This window comes from Pseudoalteromonas sp. SWXJZ94C (assembly GCF_015864385.1).
GTDB lineage: Bacteria > Pseudomonadota > Gammaproteobacteria > Enterobacterales > Alteromonadaceae > Pseudoalteromonas.
In genome coordinates this window covers 17,164-35,976 of the sequence record NZ_JADYXF010000035.1, presented here as the reverse complement: position 1 = coordinate 35,976, position 18,813 = coordinate 17,164, and the positions used below count along the sequence as shown (strand labels likewise).

19 protein-coding genes are annotated in these 18,813 nt (G+C 38.4%); 11 read left to right on the top strand and 8 right to left on the bottom strand.

Going from position 1 to position 18,813, the window contains the following annotated elements; genetic code table 11:
* The first annotated feature begins 41 nt into the window (after window positions 1–41).
* On the top strand, window positions 42–362 hold the full coding sequence (locus I6F65_RS21835) for a hypothetical protein (protein ID WP_231613209.1): 321 nt from the start codon (window positions 42–44) through the stop codon (window positions 360–362).
* Between the two features lie 450 nt (window positions 363–812).
* On the opposite strand, the gene I6F65_RS15125 is transcribed toward I6F65_RS21835, so the two are convergent.
* From I6F65_RS15125 to I6F65_RS15115, 3 genes are all read right to left on the bottom strand, one after another.
* A complete protein-coding gene (locus I6F65_RS15125; RefSeq protein WP_197113688.1) occupies window positions 813–1,424 on the bottom strand; it encodes a DUF6795 domain-containing protein in 612 nt (203 codons plus the stop codon).
* Between the two features lie 94 nt (window positions 1,425–1,518).
* Window positions 1,519–2,121 carry a DUF6795 domain-containing protein gene (locus I6F65_RS15120; RefSeq protein ID WP_197113685.1) on the bottom strand — a complete coding sequence of 201 codons (603 nt, stop codon included), beginning with the start codon at window positions 2,119–2,121 and terminating at the stop codon, window positions 1,519–1,521.
* An 87-nt stretch (window positions 2,122–2,208) separates the two neighbouring features.
* Complete coding sequence (locus I6F65_RS15115) at window positions 2,209–2,973, bottom strand: alpha/beta hydrolase (RefSeq protein ID WP_197113683.1); 765 nt, start codon at window positions 2,971–2,973, stop codon at window positions 2,209–2,211.
* Window positions 2,974–3,102: 129 nt separating this feature from the next.
* Here I6F65_RS15115 and I6F65_RS15110 point away from each other — a divergent pair, with 129 nt between their 5' ends.
* A complete protein-coding gene (locus I6F65_RS15110) occupies window positions 3,103–3,426 on the top strand; it encodes a hypothetical protein (RefSeq protein WP_197113681.1) in 324 nt (107 codons plus the stop codon).
* Between the two features lie 72 nt (window positions 3,427–3,498).
* Here the strand turns inward: I6F65_RS15110 and I6F65_RS15105 are convergent, their stop codons facing one another.
* The 3 genes from I6F65_RS15105 to aspS all read right to left on the bottom strand — a co-directional run bounded on the left by I6F65_RS15105 (window position 3,499) and on the right by aspS (window position 6,238).
* Complete coding sequence (locus I6F65_RS15105; RefSeq protein ID WP_197113679.1) at window positions 3,499–4,095, bottom strand: pentapeptide repeat-containing protein; 597 nt, start codon at window positions 4,093–4,095, stop codon at window positions 3,499–3,501.
* 16 nt (window positions 4,096–4,111) lie between these two features.
* On the bottom strand, window positions 4,112–4,342 hold the full coding sequence (locus I6F65_RS15100) for a hypothetical protein (RefSeq protein ID WP_197113677.1): 231 nt from the start codon (window positions 4,340–4,342) through the stop codon (window positions 4,112–4,114).
* A 117-nt stretch (window positions 4,343–4,459) separates the two neighbouring features.
* Window positions 4,460–6,238 (bottom strand): aspartate--tRNA ligase, encoded by a 1,779-nt coding sequence (gene aspS / locus I6F65_RS15095; RefSeq protein WP_166421514.1) that lies wholly within the window; start codon window positions 6,236–6,238, stop codon window positions 4,460–4,462.
* A 247-nt stretch (window positions 6,239–6,485) separates the two neighbouring features.
* Between aspS and I6F65_RS15090 the strand changes: the two genes are divergently transcribed.
* The 3 genes from I6F65_RS15090 (at window position 6,486) to I6F65_RS15080 (ending at window position 9,365) form a co-directional block, all read left to right on the top strand.
* Window positions 6,486–7,334, top strand: a complete 849-nt coding sequence (locus I6F65_RS15090; RefSeq protein WP_197113675.1) for a DUF72 domain-containing protein — start codon at window positions 6,486–6,488, stop codon at window positions 7,332–7,334.
* Window positions 7,335–7,356: 22 nt separating this feature from the next.
* Complete coding sequence (locus tag I6F65_RS15085; protein WP_197113673.1) at window positions 7,357–7,857, top strand: M48 family metallopeptidase; 501 nt, start codon at window positions 7,357–7,359, stop codon at window positions 7,855–7,857.
* A gap of 221 nt (window positions 7,858–8,078) precedes the next feature.
* On the top strand, window positions 8,079–9,365 hold the full coding sequence (locus I6F65_RS15080; protein WP_197113671.1) for a hypothetical protein: 1,287 nt from the start codon (window positions 8,079–8,081) through the stop codon (window positions 9,363–9,365).
* A gap of 156 nt (window positions 9,366–9,521) precedes the next feature.
* On the opposite strand, the gene I6F65_RS15075 is transcribed toward I6F65_RS15080, so the two are convergent.
* A complete protein-coding gene (locus I6F65_RS15075; RefSeq protein ID WP_197113669.1) occupies window positions 9,522–10,211 on the bottom strand; it encodes a DUF3334 family protein in 690 nt (229 codons plus the stop codon).
* Window positions 10,212–10,327: 116 nt separating this feature from the next.
* On the opposite strand from I6F65_RS15075, the gene cmoA reads away from it, so the two are divergent.
* From cmoA to I6F65_RS15050, 5 genes are all read left to right on the top strand, one after another.
* Complete coding sequence (gene cmoA / locus I6F65_RS15070; protein WP_165741406.1) at window positions 10,328–11,053, top strand: carboxy-S-adenosyl-L-methionine synthase CmoA; 726 nt, start codon at window positions 10,328–10,330, stop codon at window positions 11,051–11,053.
* Window positions 11,054–11,065: 12 nt separating this feature from the next.
* Window positions 11,066–12,034, top strand: coding sequence for a tRNA 5-methoxyuridine(34)/uridine 5-oxyacetic acid(34) synthase CmoB (gene cmoB / locus I6F65_RS15065; RefSeq protein WP_166113131.1), 969 nt, complete (start codon window positions 11,066–11,068; stop codon window positions 12,032–12,034).
* 191 nt (window positions 12,035–12,225) lie between these two features.
* Window positions 12,226–13,278, top strand: a complete 1,053-nt coding sequence (gene purM / locus I6F65_RS15060) for a phosphoribosylformylglycinamidine cyclo-ligase (protein ID WP_024609408.1) — start codon at window positions 12,226–12,228, stop codon at window positions 13,276–13,278.
* Window positions 13,278–13,925 carry a phosphoribosylglycinamide formyltransferase gene (gene purN, locus I6F65_RS15055; RefSeq protein WP_166113128.1) on the top strand — a complete coding sequence of 216 codons (648 nt, stop codon included), beginning with the start codon at window positions 13,278–13,280 and terminating at the stop codon, window positions 13,923–13,925. The genes purM and purN overlap by 1 nt, the downstream gene beginning before the upstream one ends.
* Window positions 13,870–14,676 (top strand): DUF3108 domain-containing protein, encoded by an 807-nt coding sequence (locus I6F65_RS15050; protein ID WP_231613208.1) that lies wholly within the window; start codon window positions 13,870–13,872, stop codon window positions 14,674–14,676. The genes purN and I6F65_RS15050 overlap by 56 nt, the downstream gene beginning before the upstream one ends.
* A gap of 309 nt (window positions 14,677–14,985) precedes the next feature.
* On the opposite strand, the gene I6F65_RS15045 is transcribed toward I6F65_RS15050, so the two are convergent.
* Window positions 14,986–15,750 carry a class II glutamine amidotransferase gene (locus I6F65_RS15045; RefSeq protein ID WP_166113125.1) on the bottom strand — a complete coding sequence of 255 codons (765 nt, stop codon included), beginning with the start codon at window positions 15,748–15,750 and terminating at the stop codon, window positions 14,986–14,988.
* 323 nt (window positions 15,751–16,073) lie between these two features.
* On the opposite strand from I6F65_RS15045, the gene fadE reads away from it, so the two are divergent.
* A complete protein-coding gene (gene fadE, locus I6F65_RS15040) occupies window positions 16,074–18,530 on the top strand; it encodes an acyl-CoA dehydrogenase FadE (RefSeq protein ID WP_166113122.1) in 2,457 nt (818 codons plus the stop codon).
* The last annotated feature ends 283 nt before the right edge of the window (window positions 18,531–18,813 follow it).

The window sequence follows — 18,813 nt, the reverse complement described above, 5'->3', positions numbered from 1 at the left end:
CATTCATCATATATTTTTGAAAATGCAGTGAGAGCAGCCCAATGAAAATTTTAGTAAATATTATATTTCTTTTAATTAGTTACTCTACTTTTGCCCACTCTGAAGAAATTATCGAAGGTCCTATTGCTGCATCCTCTTATACATTTTGTCATCTAGATACTAAATGTATCACTAGTATAAGATTGGCGAATACTATGCCTTATCAAGTTAAGCTAAGCTCTCTCGCTTTCGATAAGCAGGGAATCGACTTAAACTCAATGTTTATATGTGAAGTGGATGCATACTTCTCATTAAGAGCGGAAAATCCAGGTGTAAAAGTCCCTGAACAACCTATACAAGGACGGTGGCGTGCCCACAAGTAATTACCCTCTATAGAGTTCGAACCGCTTGAAGTAAAGTTTATTGAGCTAAAAGGCACGGAAGAAAGGTTTGCTTTAAACCCTGAAAAAATACTTAGTAAGTACGATTACACCGTTCGTCAACTTGTACATTAACGGTAAATTTGCTGATATCATTACCATAAGAACCAGATATTCACTTTTAGCTATTCCTACTGAAGATATGGAAATAAAAGAACGACCAATAAAACAGTTCGCTACGCCACAGGGGTGATCAGTAGTAATAATCCACATCAAAGGCTTTGCTTACCAAGATAAAGTAAAATGCAAATTTTGGCAGTGATCAATATGCGAGACAACCATTAAACCCATAATATTTAACTACTGTTACCTTACCAAAACCTTTATTAAAAAATTAACTAACATACTGATATATTAAAAAGAATTATCTTCGTTAAAATTAATTATAATTACTTAAAATCCCGTTGATAACAAATTGTTTATTGCATCTTCATCAAAGTTGCAAATGGAAATCAACGGCTCATTCGTAGGCCCACCATACTGACCAATATCTAAATCATATTGAGCCTCTTCGTTCTGTAAATCAGCATCTAAGGTCAATAGTATATTACTAACTGGTGGAACGCTTCTCCACCCTTTACTCATCGCCCAAAGCCAATAATACCCATCATCGGCTTCATCTTTTATATCTTTTGAGTCCTTCTTAATAGAGATCTCTTGAGTAACTATATAATCCTGCCCAAAGATATTTCCAGGTGCTTTAGATTTAATTATTAACTCATCAAAAGAAAATTCACCATGAGTGTCAGTTAATGCATAATCAGTAACAGGGCTTTTATCGTACCCTTTATAATAGAGCTTTCTCATTACCTCAGTTCCCGATAATACTTTACCTTTGTCCATTACTCTCCCCTTGACCTTCGGCGACAGCTCAACATCATAACTTTTAGATAATCCAAACATTGCTTGATTCTCCGAAGAATAAACACATAAAAAAAATAATACAATGAAACCCAACAAGTAAGAAAAATGAAGAAATGAGAAAATACTTTTATTTTTTAACATTATTATACCATCCATTGGCGTTCAATAATTTTACGCGTCGATAAATTATTGAACGCCATCACTATCATTTTAATTAAGCTAACTCTAAATATACTTAGTCTGGGGATAATAAATTTTTTATAGCATTTTCATCTAAATTACAAATAGTAATTAAAGGCTGGTATATAGAACCGCCATAATGGCTAATATCTAAATCGTACTGAATTTCTTCATTCTGTAAATCTGCATTTAGGTTCAATAGTAAATCATTTACTGGAGGCACGCTTTTCCACCCTTTACTCATCACCCAAAGCCAATAATATCCATCATTATTAGTATTATCTTTTAAGTTATTTTTTATAGTAATTTCTTGTCTAATTAAGTAATCCTGTCCAAAGATATTCCCTGGTGCTTTAGATTTAATTATTAACTGATCAAAAGAAAATTCACCATGAGTGTTAGTTAATGCATAATCAGTAACAGGGCTTTTATCGTACCCTTCATAATAGAGCTTTCTCATTACCTCAGTTCCCGACAATATTTTACCTTTATCCGTTACGCGCCCCTTTACCTCAGGCGATAGCTCAACATCATACCGCTTAAAAAATCCAAACATTGCTTGATTCTCCAAATAATAAACACATAAAAAAAGTAATACTACAAAACCAAAGAGGTAGGAAAGATGACGATATGAGAAGTTGAATTTATTTTTTAACATTATTATACCGTCCATTGGCATTTACACAGTTTAAGGCTACAAGCCCTGCAAAGCTAAGGTATACTTTGATAATAAAGTATACCTTAACTACTTATTATCTAAAAATATCTCAATATTTTTACTCATTCTATCCACCAGCCATTTTGGTCCACCATCGTACATATCGTTATGGCGCGATTTTTCTATGAGTATTTGCTTAACAGGATAAACACCCCGCTCGTCTGGCGTTAGTAATACATTCGCATCAGCTGGGTAATCACTACCGCGAAGTGTAAGTACGCGAATGTTTTTATTGCGCGGGATCAACATGCGGCGATGATCGAGCGTAATAATAGTGCTAATTTCGTTTGGATAAATAGAGCCATATAATGCGGAAATATCCCCGCCATTAGAGTGCCCAAATAAGGCGAGCTTTGTAAAATCATACGCTGGGTATTTACTCGATAGCTCATTAACTAAAAACTTAAGCGTGACTACGCCACGGTGCCAGTTTTCCATACGCGTTGTTAAGTAAGGCTGCTCACGATTAAGATCAGGGTCGCTTTTTAGTTCATGTGCAACGGCTATTGTTAAGTATCCACGCTGATTAAACACATTACTAGCAAACGTATATTCGTTATGGCTAATACCGTAGCCCGCATTAATAAACGCTACAGGGCATTTTACTTGTTCAGTACACTTAGCATTATTACTTGGTAATGTAATATTGATAGGAATAGCGCGGCTACGGCTTTTATCGGTTATAACATCGTCCTTTGCATAGCTTGTTGCGCTTATTGCTGATGTGCTTATAACTGATGTACTTAGAGCTAGTGCGCTTAATATAAAAAGCTTTTTAAGTGTTTTTTGCATATTTAAACTTATATAAATTATTGTTTTTAATTAAAAATAACTTTTACTTTATAGGTTTGCGTTCTCTATTGTCAAACTATGCGATAATAGCCGCCATTGTTTAAATATATTTAGTAAAAGATCCAATAAATGAAATCATACAATAGCATTCAAGAACGTATAGAAATTTTAGAAGACAAACTAACCGAGATACATGACGAAATCGAAACCTTAAAAGCACCTGCTAAAAACAACAATGAACGTATTATTTTTAAGTTTATTGAAACAGGCAGCACAGGTAAAACGAAGGATTTTGTTCGTGAGTTAGGTATTAAGTCACCACGTGACGGTTTGTTTTCGTCAGGTGACATTACAAAACTAATTAAAGATGGCGCTGAAGATATTTCACCTGCGTTATTAGAAATCGCAAGACAGCTTGCCAGTGCACGTAATAAAAATGGTCCAAGCCGTTAATTACACAGTCACGCAGTATCTAGAAGCCCAGCCAAGCTGTCGCTTCTAGATATGTAATCATATTAAACTAAATTAATCACATAGCTCTATATTAAGGCTGGTAAGCAAATTAAGTGCTTCGAAGCGATCAAACTTAGCATTCGCTAAAATATTATTATTCAAATCTATATTAAACGCTGTAGCACTTACAAAATCACATTTTGTTAAGTTAGTTTGAAAAAACTCACTATCGCGAAAATCTGTTCCTGTAAATTCACTACCGCTTAAATCAGCGTGTCTAAAATCAACATTTTTGGCAAAGCAGTGTGTTAGTTTGAGGGCTTTGAGGGTTAATTCAAAAAAAGAACTATTACTGAGCTCGCAATAATTAAAACTCACCGGTGCGTTAATACTAAGCGCTGGCCAATTTACATCGCCCCACTGCAAACTGTTTAACTTACAATGGCTAAAACTTACACTTTCAAGCGAGCTGTAATTCCATTTAAGTGACGACAGGTTACAGTTTTTAAAACTACATTCTATAAATCGACAATTTTTAAACTGCCCACCCGAAAAGTCGCAATCGGTAAACATACACTCTTCAAACTCAGTATTTTCAGTTGTTTGCTCTGCGTACTGCAAAGCATTAAATTGCTCATCAAAATACTGGTTATTATTACTTAACAACACAATTCACCTATTAAATTTAACCCGTGTAGCCATTACTTTTAGGTAAATCTTTTTTAAGCGCAAGCACTGCAATAAAAATCAAAGCAAATAGTGGAAATAGCGCTAAACAGCCACCCACAAAAGCTAAAACACTCGGCATAGTACTTTTACGCTTACCTATTTTGTAGCTAATTACAGCAAAAATAGGAATACACAGCAAAATAATAAAAACTAAAAACTCACCAAATAAAGTTGCATTGATCGACATAATAATTCCTTTTCATCTGTTCGGTTAAAATACACTCTATTTTAAATTTAACCACAAAAAAACCCTCAAGCATATAACTTAAGGGTTTTTAAATTTAGCTTAAAAGATAAGCAAAAATTACTCTTCGCTTGATACTTCTTTTTCTACAACACTAATTGCAAGCTCAGCTAACGAATCAAGGTTAGGTTTGCTTGGCGCATTGGTTAATAAACACGACGCTTGTGTTGTTTTAGGGAAAGCAATAACGTCACGAATGTTATCGGTGCCACATAAAAGCATTGCTAAACGGTCAAGACCAAATGCTAAACCAGCATGTGGTGGTGTGCCGTATTTAAGTGCATCAAGTAAAAAGCCAAACTTATCTTGTTGCTCTTGCTCGTTAATACCTAAAATTCTAAATGCAGTTTCTTGCATATCTGCATTATGAATACGTACCGAACCGCCACCCACTTCGTAGCCGTTTAATACCATGTCGTAGGCATCTGAAATAGCAGCTGCTGGGTTTGCTTCAAGCTCACTGGCGTTAATGTCTTTTGGTGCAGTGAATGGATGATGTACAGCATGTAATGTGCCTTCGTCATCTTCTTCAAACATTGGGAAGTCTACAACCCAAAGTGGTGCCCAGCTATTAAGGTTAGTGATTTCTAAATCAACACCAATCTTAACGCGCAGTGCGCCCATTGCTTCATTTACTGTGTTGCGCTTATCGGCACCAAATAAAATGATATCGCCAGACTGTGCATTAGTACGCTCAAGTAATTTAGTAATTACGTCTTCGCTTAAAAACTTAGCTACTGGTGATTGAACGCCTTCAGCGCCCGCAGTGTGGTCGTTTACTTTCATCCACGCCATGCCTTTAGCGCCGTAAATACCAATAAACTTAGTGTAATCGTCAAGCTGTTTACGAGAAAGCTTAGCGCCACCCGGTACAGTTAACACAGCAACGCGACCTTTTTCGTCGTTAGCCGGACCAGAGAAAACATTAAACTCTACGTCTTTCACTAAATCAGCAATATCAACTAATTTCATCGGGTTACGTAAATCAGGCTTATCAGAACCGTAAAGGCTCATTGCCTCGCTGTAAGGCATGATTGGGAAATCGCCTAAATCAACGTTTAGCAGTGTTTGCCACATCTCGCGGATCATTTTTTCAGTCATACCACGTACTTGATCAGAACTCATGAACGAGGTTTCTATATCTATTTGGGTAAATTCTGGTTGGCGATCGGCACGTAAATCTTCATCACGGAAACATTTAACAATTTGGTAGTAACGGTCAAAACCCGACATCATCAACAATTGCTTAAACAACTGCGGCGACTGTGGTAATGCGTAAAAGCTACCTTTATGAACACGGCTCGGTACTAAGTAATCGCGTGCGCCTTCTGGCGTTGCTTTAGTAAGCACAGGTGTTTCGATGTCTAAAAAGCCGTTTTCATCTAAAAAGCGACGAACAAAGCTGCTTGCTTTAGCACGTAATTTAATACGATCACTCATTTCTAAACGACGTAAATCTAAGTAACGGTACTTTAAACGACGCTCTTCTGAGTTTACTTGGTTAAAATCAAGTGGAAGCGGTTCAGAGCGGTTAATAATATTAAGCTCTTTACCTAAAATTTCGATCTCCCCTGTTGCCATGTCTTTATTTACTTGGCTATCTGGGCGTGCGCGAACAACACCTTTTAACTGAACACAAAATTCTTGGCGAAGTGTATTAGCTGAACTCATTAATTCTTCAATGTCAGAATCGAATACAACTTGTACTAATCCTTCTCTATCGCGTAAATCGACAAAGATAAGTCCACCAAGGTCACGTCGTTTGTTGATCCAGCCACATAGTTCTACTTCTTGATCTACGTGAGTTTTATTTAGCTGTCCGCAATATATAGAGCGCATAGTTTTCCTGTCAGATAAAAGGCTTAAACGGTTAAAGTTATTTGTTTTAAGGCGTGTGATTTAAAAAACAGGTCACCACAATACAAATAAAGCCGTTAGCAATCTAAAAATAATCAAATTAAGCTCTGCATTATACCCAAGTAGTATCAAGATGCTAGGGCGTGTAAGGCTTTTACCCCTGAATTTACAGCAGCTCGTTTTGTTATTTGCTACACTATCGCCACTTTATAATAAGGCGCTAGTTTGTATGTTATATATTGGATGCCCGCAGTGGTCGAGCAACGCGTGGAAAGGAAATTTATTTTCAAGCCAATGTAAAAACGCCGATATGCTTAGCCAATACGCACAGCATTTTAATTCTGTTGAAGGCAATACCAGCTTTTACGCTGATCCTTCGCCAAGTACCGTATTGCGCTGGGCAAATAGCGTACCCGACGATTTTAAATTTACTTTTAAGTTTAATCGTCGCTTTAGCCACGAACTCCACCTAACTAATATACAAACCGAGCTTACTGATTGGCTTAACTTGTTCTCCCCTATTTTAGAAAAAACGGGGCAAATCATGCTGCAATTGCCCAAAGCCTTTGGTCCAAACGATTTACCAAAACTCACCCAATTTATTAGCCTGTTACCAAAAGAGATTAATTACGGTGTAGAGGTACGCCATATTGCGTTTTTTCAAAAAGGTGAAGCGGAAATAGCGCTTAATCAGTTATTAATGGCGAACAATATAAATCGCATATCAATGGATACGCGTGCCCTATTTGCCGTTAAACCAACAACTGAGGCGCTAATAGATGCACAGCAAAAAAAGCCTCATTTACCAGTACACGCAATTGCCACAGGCTCGCAGCCTATGGCGCGCTTTGTAATAGCCGATTTGCAAAACGACTATAAACCCTTTTATAAGCCGTGGCTGAGCAAAGTAAAACAATGGCTTGATGAAGGTAAAACACCCTACGTGTTCTTTCATACCGCCGATAACCGAGAAGCGCCGTTATTAGCTCGCCAGTTTTGTAAGGACCTAAGTTATAATCACAAAGCATTAAACCCCTTTACGGGCGAAAAAGAAGCCCACCAGCAAGCGCTTTTTTAAATAATAAGATTAGAGAATATAAATGAGTGAATACGCACGTTACTTTACCGGCTACCCTGCAAACATTGTTGAGCAGGTATTAAGCCTAATCAACAACAAAAAGGTATGCGACTACTTACTTAAAAAGTACCCGCGAGCCCACACCATTACCAGCGATAAACTGCTTTATAACTACGCCACCGAGCTTAAAAAACAATATTTAAAAAACGCCCCGCCGTTTGGTCGCGCTGCATTTAAAAAACAAGGCGACATGGTCACCAATGCATTAGGTACACATACTTACCGTATGCAAGGTAAAACCCGTAAGCACGATTTAGCGATAAACAGCGACTTGCTACGCGCACCCGAGCCACTACTAAAAGCGTTAGTGGTACACGAGCTCGCGCATTTTAAAGAGAAAGACCATAATAAAGGCTTTTACCAACTTTGCTGCCACATGGAGCCGCAGTATCACCTATTGGAATTAGATTTAAGGATATTTTGTGTGGTAGTAGCGATGGGGGAGAATCCTTATTTAAAATAAGTGTATTATAACTTTTAATTATTTTAAGTAAGTGAATTAAGATTGTAGTTCTTTTTTATCGAAAAAAATTTTATTAAGTTTTCTAGTTCCAACTATGAAAGCTTTGATGAGAAAAATTTGAAATGTAATTTACTCTTATTTTTTTAGTTAAATATGATGATATGGTATTTTAAAAAGAAGCATAATAGTACGAATAAAAAATTAATTACAAGGCGGTTTATATGGACATAAATAACATTAGAATTAGTAACATACCTAGAGAATCATTAGTTGATTTATGGATGAATATCTCTGATAAAGAGTTTGAGCAGCTTATATATAGAAGCAATAAAAAAGAGTTATCCCTTCTTTTTGGGCATATGCAAGAGAAAGGTATATCGCAGACTATCCAAAAGATGCCTCAGGCCGCAATTATTAAAATATTTGACTATTTACCGCCTAAACAAATTAGTAAATTAATTTTATTATCAAGTCCAATTACTATATCTAAAATAATACTTAACCTTGACCAAAATTTACTATTAAAAACGATTAGGCACGCAAACAAGGATGTTAGAAATAAGATTTTAAAAACTCTTCCTGAAGATAAAAGAAGTATGTTACTCGAGCTCTCCGAAGAAGAAGAACTGCTTAGTAATGAATATAAATATTACTTATCCGAAAAATTTGAAAACTCCCTTGAGGAAGATTCTTTAAATAGGATTAAAGAACTTGAAGAAAGGGAAAGATACCTTGATTCTAGACAAAGGGCTCGTGAAGAACAGTACTCGATTCAACTAGAACATTTAAGACAACAAATTGCTGAATCTGAAAAAGAGCTTCACTTAAGAAAAAATAAGTATACAAATATCGAAAACAACTTTCTGAAAAAAGAACAAGAATTCAAAGATAAGATTAGAAAAATACAAGAAGAACATCAAAAACAAGTCCAAGATAAAATTGAGATAAAAGTGCCTGAATTTGTAAAGTCTGCAATCAGTGTTCTAGAAAAAAAAGAAAAAGATTTCGCAGATAAGTCACAGACTTGGAACGATCATGGCAGCATTGCTCTAGGAATTGCTACGGTCTCTGCTTTAGTGGCTTTAATATACGGTAGTTTTGAATTTAATTCTGCTGCAAAAAAGAACATAGATTGGTTCTTTTTCTCCTTTCTTTTGGTTAAAGGTTTAATAATAGTTTCTTTGTTTGGCGCATTTGCAAAGCATGCATATACAGTAGGTAACGCATATATGCATGAATCCTTAAAAAGAAGTGACCGTATGCACGCAATTAACTTCGGTAAGCTATATTTAGAAGTTTACGGTAATGATGTGAGCCAAAATGATATGAAGTCTATTTTTGAAAATTGGAACCTTGATAGCGATAGTGCTTTTACAAAAGTTAAGGTGAGTAATTTCGAGCCTAAAGTAGTAGAACAAGTTACTCAAATGATTCAGGCTGTAACTGCTATTAACAATAAAAGTAATTCAACGACAAATAATACAAGTAAAGAAGTAAAATCTTCATAGTCATTAGAGCAATATCTGGAGGATTGATTAAATAAAAACGCGATATCAAATCGCGTTTTTATGAGGTCGTATCAACCTGCTAAAAGCTGATAGCGAAGAGTTGATAGCTGAGCAAACGTTGGGTTTCGTTTCACTCAACCTAACCTACGTAAAATGTTACAGCCCTAAGCCTGCCATAAAGTCGTCATCAGTATCATCTTGCTCAACGTCTTTAGCTTTTGCGCTTTCTTTATCAGCTTTCTTTTTAGCCTCATCCGCAATTATGTCGTCAGGATCTATTGCTTCGGCAATATCAAAGTCATGTAATTTAATAAACTCTGTTTTATCCATCGCTAATTCTAAATAGAAGATATTTTGTTTACTTGTGGTGAATGTTACACGGCGGGCTTGCGGACGATCCATAGTGGTATCTACCGATATTTGCACTTGCTTGTTAATAGCCATCATTTTTGGCTGATTTTGTGTAATAGACGTATGTAATTGCTCGCGTACTTTAGAAGTAAAGTCGCCCACAATTTGGTTCATCAACTCGCCTAATACGTTTGATACGTCGTCTGATAAATGGCTATGCGCTATTTCACTCTCTGGCATGCCCATGTTGCGCATGTAATCGCCGTAAATTTCCATCGCCGCTTGCGAAGTAAAGTTGGTTATTACAAGGCCGGTGAAACCGCCGTCGAATAAAACAAAGCAACCAATATCTGGTCGCATACATGTACGTGTTATTTTTTGAACCATTGCTGAGTAACTAATACCATTACCGCTGGCTGATGTGAGTACGCCCGTCACTGAATGACAAAGGGTTGCTAATATATCGTCTGTGCTGATGACCTTACTTTTGCTCATTTAATTTTCTCTTTTATACTTATTATTCATAATTCTAGTCAAGCTACTGAATTTATCACTGACTATCTAGTATAAAATGTTAAAATAGCGCCATTATTTTCAAAGAGACTGCCTTCGTGACCATAAAAGACAGTATTTATGCCTCTGAGCAACAAGTAAAAGATTTTAGCTTTGACCAAAATGTAGTCGAGGTTTTCCCCGATATGATCCAGCGCTCGGTGCCGGGTTATGCAACCATTGTAAGTACAATGGGTAAACTTGCCGGTGAATATGCGCAAAGTAATTCTAACCTTTACGATTTAGGCTGCTCTTTAGGCGCAGTAACGCTAAGTATGCGCCGCAATATTCGCACCGATAACTGCCATATAATAGCGGTAGATAACTCGCAAGCGATGGTTGAGCGTTGCAAGGTACATTTACAGGGTTTTAAATCAGAAGTCCCCGTTACTGTTACTTTAGGTGACATTAATGAGCTTGAAATTCAAAACGCCTCAGTTGTAGCAATGAACTTTACACTACAGTTTATTCCGCATGCTCAGCGCCAAGCCGTGCTTGAAAAAATATACGCTAATTTAAAACCAGGCGGTGTATTGCTGCTTAGCGAAAAAGTAAAAGCCGAAAACGAGCTATGCGATAATTTATTAATAGATTTGCACCACGACTTTAAACGTCACAATGGCTACTCTGAGCTTGAAATAAGCCAAAAGCGTACCGCCATCGAAAACGTTATGCGCCCAGATACACTCAGCGCTCACTTTACTCGCCTACAAGATATTGGTTTTAGCCAAACTCAAGTGTGGTATCAATGTTTTAATTTTTGCTCAATGGTAGCAATTAAATAAAGAGAGTGACTTATGTCTCAATGGTTTAACCAATTTTACGCCTCAATAGCACAAAGCCCACTTAGTCATTGGCTAGAAACCTTGCCAGCCCAGTTAAAACATTGGCAGTTAGAGGCAAGCCATGGCGATTTACCTAAATGGCAAAAAGTACTTAAAAACTTACCAGAGGTGGCAACTTCGCACGTTGATATTTCTACTAAGGTAGAAATTGGCGCCGCTGGCGAAATGAGTGATGGCGAGCAAAAGCAAACCATGCATTTATTAAAACGTATGATGCCATGGCGCAAAGGTCCATTTAGTGTGCACGGTATTGAAATAGACACAGAGTGGCGCAGTGATTGGAAGTGGGACAGACTCCTGCCTCATATTGAGCCATTAAAAGGTCGCACCGTATTAGATATTGGTTGTGGCTCAGGTTATCATTTATGGCGTATGCGCGGTGAAGGCGCAGAGTTTGTAGTGGGTATTGATCCGTCTGATTTATTTTTATGTCAGTTTCAAGCAATTAAACACTACAACCCAGACGAAAACGTGCATTTACTACCACTAGGCGTTGAAGCATTACCTGAGCTTAAAGCGTTTGATACGGTTTTTTCGATGGGCGTACTTTATCATCGTCGCTCACCTATCGACTTTTTAGCACAGTTAAAAGCCCAGCTTCGCCCCGGCGGCGAACTCGTACTTGAAACGCTAGTAATTGAAGGTGATGAAAACACAGTATTAGTCCCTACCGACCGCTACGCTAAAATGCGCAACGTTTGGTTTATTCCAAGTACTGCAGCATTAAAACTGTGGATGGAACGCGTTGGCTTTAAAGACGTGCAAATAAAAGATTGCGCTATTACCACGCTTGAAGAACAACGCAAAACCGATTGGATGGAAAACGAATCGTTAATAGACTTTTTAGATCCAAACGATACAAGTAAAACAATTGAAGGTTACCCCGCTCCACTTCGAGCCATATTAACCGCAAAAGCATAGCTGTTAATTTAACGTCTTTAATTACTAAAAAAACGCCTGCTGGCGTTTTTTTGTTTATTTAAACAACAGACAGCGGACAACTGTCCTTGTTAATTATTTCAAAATTACATTTGAGCTAGCCGCGACCTTGCAATTGTTGTAAAATACGCGCGTTTCTAAGCAACCCAAAACAACTATTTTGAGGAAAACCTGTGAGCGAACAAAAACAGTCTCTAAGCTATAAAGACGCGGGCGTAGATATCGACGCTGGTAATGCACTTGTTGAGCGTATTAAAGGCGTAGTTAAAAAAACTCGTCGTCCTGAAGTAATGGGCGGAATTGGTGGTTTTGGCGCACTTTGCGAAATTCCTGAAGGCTACAAGCAACCAGTATTAGTTGCAGGCACAGATGGCGTTGGTACTAAACTACGTTTAGCAATCGACTTAAAAAAACACGATACTGTTGGTATTGATTTAGTTGCAATGTGTGTAAACGACTTAATTGTTCAAGGTGCTGAACCCCTGTTTTTCCTAGATTACTATGCAACTGGTAAACTAGATATAGACACAGCAGCTGACGTAGTTACAGGTATTGGCAAAGGTTGTGAAATTTCAGGTTGTGCCCTAATTGGTGGCGAAACAGCTGAAATGCCAGGTATGTATGATGGTGAAGACTACGACATGGCAGGCTTTTGTACCGGCGTTGTAGAAAAATCAAAAATTATTGATGGCACAAAAGTAGCGGCAGGCGATCAGCTTATTGCACTTGCTTCAAGCGGTCCTCATTCAAATGGCTTCTCTTTAATTCGTAAAGTACTTGAAGTGTCAAATGCTGATACAAGCGCTGACTTTGAAGGTAAAACATTAGGCGAAACCTTGCTTGAGCCTACGCGTATTTACGTAAAACCTTTACTTGAGTTATTTAAAAACGTTGACGTACATGCGCTTTCGCATATTACTGGCGGCGGTTTTTGGGAAAATATTCCACGCGTATTACCCGCTTCAGCAAAAGCTGTAGTTAAAGGTGATAGCTGGCAGTGGCCACCAATTTTTAATTGGTTACAAGAAAACGGCAATATTACTACACACGAAATGTACCGTACATTTAACTGTGGTGTAGGCATGGTTTTAGTAGTCCCTGCAGACAAACTTGAGCAAAGCTTAACAATGCTAAAAGACTTGGGCGAAAATGCATGGCACCTTGGTGAAATTCAAGATGCAGCACCAGGCGAAGAGCAAGTTGAAATTGTAGGTGGTGCTAAGTAATGGCACCGACTCGTCTGGTAGTTTTAATCTCAGGTAGTGGCTCTAATTTACAAGCCATCATAGATGCCTGCGAACGTGGCGAGATAAACGGACATATAGCGGCTGTTATTAGTAATAAAGCAGACGCTTATGGCCTCGAGCGTGCAAAACAAGCAGGTATTGCTACAAAAGTGCTGAGTCATAAAGATTTTGACTCGCGCGAAGCGTACGATGCGCAATTAATGAACGTTATCGACTCTTTTATGCCAAATCTAGTTGTATTAGCTGGGTTTATGCGTATTCTTACTCCTAGCTTAGTGCAAAAATATATTGGAAAAATGTTGAACATTCATCCATCTTTGTTGCCTAAGTACCAGGGGCTGAATACCCACCAAAGAGCAATTGATGCAAAAGATGACATTCATGGCGTAAGTGTACATTTCGTTACTGAAGAGCTAGACGGCGGTCCCGTTATTCTTCAGGCGCAAATACCTGTACTCAAGGACGATACAGCAGATACATTAGCAAAGCGCGTGCATGAACAAGAGCATGTAATTTATCCTTTGGTGGTCAAATGGTTCAGTGAACACAGACTTACTATGGAAGCAGATTATGCAGTTCTTGACGAAAAACAACTTCCTGCACACGGCGCGCACTACCCACAATAAAAAAATAAGTGCCTTGCTATTATGTGTAGGCACTTTACTTCCTACAAGCCTTATTGCAGGCGAACTAACGCAGTATGAAGCCAACTATGATATTTTGCGTAAAGGTAAAAATCATGGTGAAGCTGTACGCGAACTCAAAAAGTTGAGCGATGACTCATACCAGCTTACTTATCATAGCAATATTGAATGGATGATTTTTTCAGATTCTCGTGAAGAAACATCAAAATTTACGTTTATAGATGGCAAGGTTTCTCCGCATCATTACAGTATGATCCGCACTGGTACTGGTCCAGATAAAGATTATAAAATTGATTTTGATTCTGAAAATAAAGTAGTGACCAGCAGTAATAGTGAATACCCACTAGAATGCGAATGGACTGATGATTTTCAAGATGCAATTTCGTATCAGGTACAAGTCCGTGAAGGGTTAAAAAAGGGTGAAACGAGCTTTTCGTATCCTTTAGTTGATAAAAAGGGTCATCGCCGCGACTACAACTTTGAAGTTGTAGGCAAAGAAATGATTTCACTTCCTATTGGTAATGTAGAAGCTATTAAAGTGAAGCGTTTGTACGATAACGATAAACGCCAAGCGCTTGCTTGGTTTGCACCCGAAATGGATTACATGCTTGTACGCATGTGGAAAGGCGAAAAAGGAATGGAACAATTTGAAGTTCAAATGAACTCATTTACAGTTACATCACCAACAGCCGTTGCGCCAGCTACAGCACAACAACCTCAAGAAGCTAACTAAGTTTAATTAAACCAAAGTTAAGCTAGGACCTGTTGACCTTTCAGGATTGAAATTTGTTCAACCTAGGGGCTATTTAATCGCGGCGCGAGGTTTGTAACCTAGTGGGCTAAGTAAAAACCGAGCAACAAAGAGTAAATAGCCCCTAGGCAGAACCCTTCGGACAGCGCATGTTTGACATTTATGCTACGTTATCGCCTATTTATGGGGAATAACCACACTACATAGGCTCTGCCTTGCCTAAATACCAAACAGTCTGCTGCAAATTTAACCTCGAAAGATAAACAGGTCCTAATATTTAAAATAGGTGGGCTAAATCAGCTCACCCATTTTAAACAATGCAAACTCCCCCGGCTCCATTTTTTGCCAACGCTCATCATTCGTCAAAGGTCTTGTTGTTATTACCGTCACTACATCGTTTGGTGTGGTTTCTTTTTGAAAATCGACCACCATATCTGCATCAATAAGCGTTGCTTTACCAAATGGTGCGCGGCGAGTTATGTAATGTAGGTTATTAGTGCAATACGCTAATACAAATACCCCATCGGTTAGCAGCATATTAAATACGCCTTTTTCACGAAGGGTATGCGAAAGCTTAGCGGCGTATCTAAAAACTGACGCTATATTACTTGGGCGTTTAGGGTATTTTTCGCGAATTTTATCAAGTAACCAACAAAAGGCGAGTTCACTATCGGTGTTACCAACTGGTCGATAATACTGCGGTTTTAAATCATGATAATTAGATAGCTGCCCGTTATGAGCGTAAGTGATTTCACGCCCCCATAACTCTCGCGTAAAAGGGTGAGTATTTTCAAGGCACACTCGTCCACGGTTACCTTGGCGAATATGGCTAATTACCGACACACTTTTAATTGGGTATGCTTTAACCAGCTTTGCTATTTCAGATTGATAACTCGGCTCAGGATCTTTAAACGTTCTACAGCCTTTACCTTCATAAAACGTAATACCCCAGCCATCTTTATGAGGACCTGTATTACCACCACGCTCTAAAAGACCCGAAAAACTAAAGCAGATATCGGTAGGCACATTCGCTGACATACCAAGTAATTCACACATTAATAAAATAACCCTTAAAAACCATACATTAAAATAAATAGCGTTATATTTTTTATTAAGCGTACACTAATTTGCAGCTCGCTATAACAGTTATACTTACTTAAAAAGTGTCATTTTGCTATTAGATTTATTTATTTTTACGTTAACAATACTGGCACCTAATACTTTGACTATACAGTAGTTATTAAGTGTTCCTTTGTCAGGTAATCAAATATCGTATTTAAGTTACTTTCTACTGCAATTTAACTCTCTTATGTACTTGAAAATTACTGTTACTAGCGCTACTCTAAGTGAGGTGGTCTGACCTCTATTAAGGAATAAAAATGACACTCATATTTACACTGGTATTAATCGCGCTGCTTTGCACAGCGGTTTACCACAGAGCAAGTTGGAACACAGCAATTGGTGTTTCAGCTATAACATTATTAATCGGTACCTTTGCAGGTGCTTTTGGTTTAATTAGCTGGTTGATCTTTTTGATCATCGCGGTTCCTCTTTCTGTTACTGGCATTCGTCAGCAATATATTATAAAACCAATTTTTGCTACGTTTAAAAAAGTAACGCCAAGCATGTCTGATACTGAAAAGTCAGCTATTGATGCCGGTACAACGTGGTGGGAAGCCGACTTATTTTGCGGTAACCCAGATTGGAAAAAACTTCACCAATACCCAGTTCCTAAACTTACTATTGAAGAGCAAGCCTTTGTTGATGGCCCTGTTGAAGTAGTTTGTAGCATGTTGGACGATTGGGAAGCAACGCACGAACTAACCGACCTTCCTCAAGATGTATGGCAATATCTAAAAGATAATAAATTCTTTGCCATGATCATCAAAAAAGAATACGGCGGTTTAGAGTTTTCTGCATTTGCACAGTCATGTGTACTTCAAAAACTAACAAGTAAATCAACATTACTTTCGTCAATTGTTGGTGTACCGAACTCTTTAGGCCCAGGTGAATTATTACAACACTATGGTACAAAAGAGCAAAAAGATCATTACTTACCGCGCCTAGCGAGCGGTCAAGAAATTCCATGTTTTGCATTAACGTCGCCAGAAGCGGGCTCTGATGCAAGCTCAATTCCAGACTACGGCGTGGTGTGTAAAGGGCAATGGAATGGCGAAGAAGTTGTGGGTGTTAGTTTAACGTGGAACAAGCGTTACATTACACTTGCCCCAGTTGCTACGGTACTTGGTCTTGCGTTTAAATTACAAGATCCAGATGGCTTAATTGGCGATAACAAAGAGCCAGGCATTACATGTGCACTTATTCCAACGGATACTCCTGGAGTAGAAATTGGTCGTAGACACTTCCCACTAAACGTTCCATTTCAAAATGGTCCTACTCGCGGTAAAGACATTTTCGTACCACTTGATTATATTATTGGTGGTCCAGATATGGCTGGTCAAGGCTGGCGTATGCTGGTTGAATGTTTATCGGTTGGTCGTGCAATTACATTGCCGTCAAACTCTGCCGGTGGCATTAAAATGATTGCTATTGCGACAGGTGCTTATAGCCGAATTCGTCGCCAGTTCCGCTTACCTATAGGTAAAATGGAAGGTGTTGAAGAGTCACTAGCTAAATTAGCTGGTTACGCTTACAGCTCTGATGCGGCGGTTAGTATGTCTACAGGTGCAGTTGATTTAGGCGAAAAGCCATCGGTTGTTTCTGCCATTATTAAATACCACCTGACAGAGCAAATGCGTGATGCAACTATTCATGCAATGGATGTACTTGGCGGTAAGGGCATCATGCTTGGGCCAAATAACTATTTAGGTCGTGGCTATCAAGGTGCACCTATTGCCATTACCGTTGAAGGTGCAAACATCTTGACCCGTAATATGATTATTTATGGTCAAGGTGCAATTCGCTGTCATCCATTTGTACTTACCGAGCTTGGTGCGTGCGAAATTGAAGACCGCGAAGAAGCGCTTAATGTATTTGATAAAGCACTAATGGGTCATATTGGTTTTACCATGTCGAACCTGGTACGTACTAAGTGGCTTGCACTTACGGGCGCTCGCTTTACAAGTGTGCCATACAACGATGAAACAGCTGAGTTTTACCGTATAGCGTCACGCTTTAGTGCATCACTTGCTCTTATGTCTGATATTAGCATGGCAGTATTTGGTGGTTCACTAAAACGTAAAGAACGTATTTCAGCGCGTTTAGGTGACTTACTAAGTTACTTGTACTTAGTGTCTGCAACGCTTAAGCGTTACAACGACGAAGGCCGTAAAAAAGAAGATTTTGCTCTAGTAAAATGGAGTTGCCAAGATCACCTTTACCATTGCCAACGTGCACTTGCTGATTTAATTAATAACATGCCTTCGGCTCCACTACGCGCCGTATTAAAAGTATTGTTATTTCCGTTTGGTCGCCCGGTTCGTAAACCAACAGACCAACTTGAGCATAAACTTGCACAGCTACTACAAGTACCTAGCGAAACGCGTAACCGTTTAGCAAGCTACGTATACCTAACAAATGAGCCACTCAACCTTGTAGGTCGTCAAGAGCAAACGCTTAAAGACGTACTTGCTGTTGAGCCATTATTTGACCGTGTATGCAAGGAAAAAGGTCTTAAACTCCCATTCTTCCAGCTTGATAAAGTAGCGCAAATGGGTCTTGAAGCGGGCATTTTAAGCCAGGCTGAAGCCGATAAACTAGCTGCAGTTGAACAATCTCGTTTAGATGTAATTAACGTAGACGACTTTGACCCTGCTGATTTATTAGCAGGTAAAGCCGCACGCAATAGCGTAACTAAAAAGGAAGATGCGGCTTAATAATATAAGCTTAGTATTAACCCAGTAACAAAAAACCAGCGCAAATTGCGCTGGTTTTTTATGGTTAATAATTAAATACAATCTAGTTATACCAATTCGCTTTATTTAATAAATAACATGAGCAACCAGAGTGTATTTTTAATAATACCGTTTTTTCATGATGGTATTTTTACCGAGCCAGTTAGTTACTTACCTATTATAATAAAGCGTATCTATTAACCACCGCTTATTAGCATCTTTTTCAGCGCAAGCATTAAGCAAAATGAGTGGGCTGCAAATAATA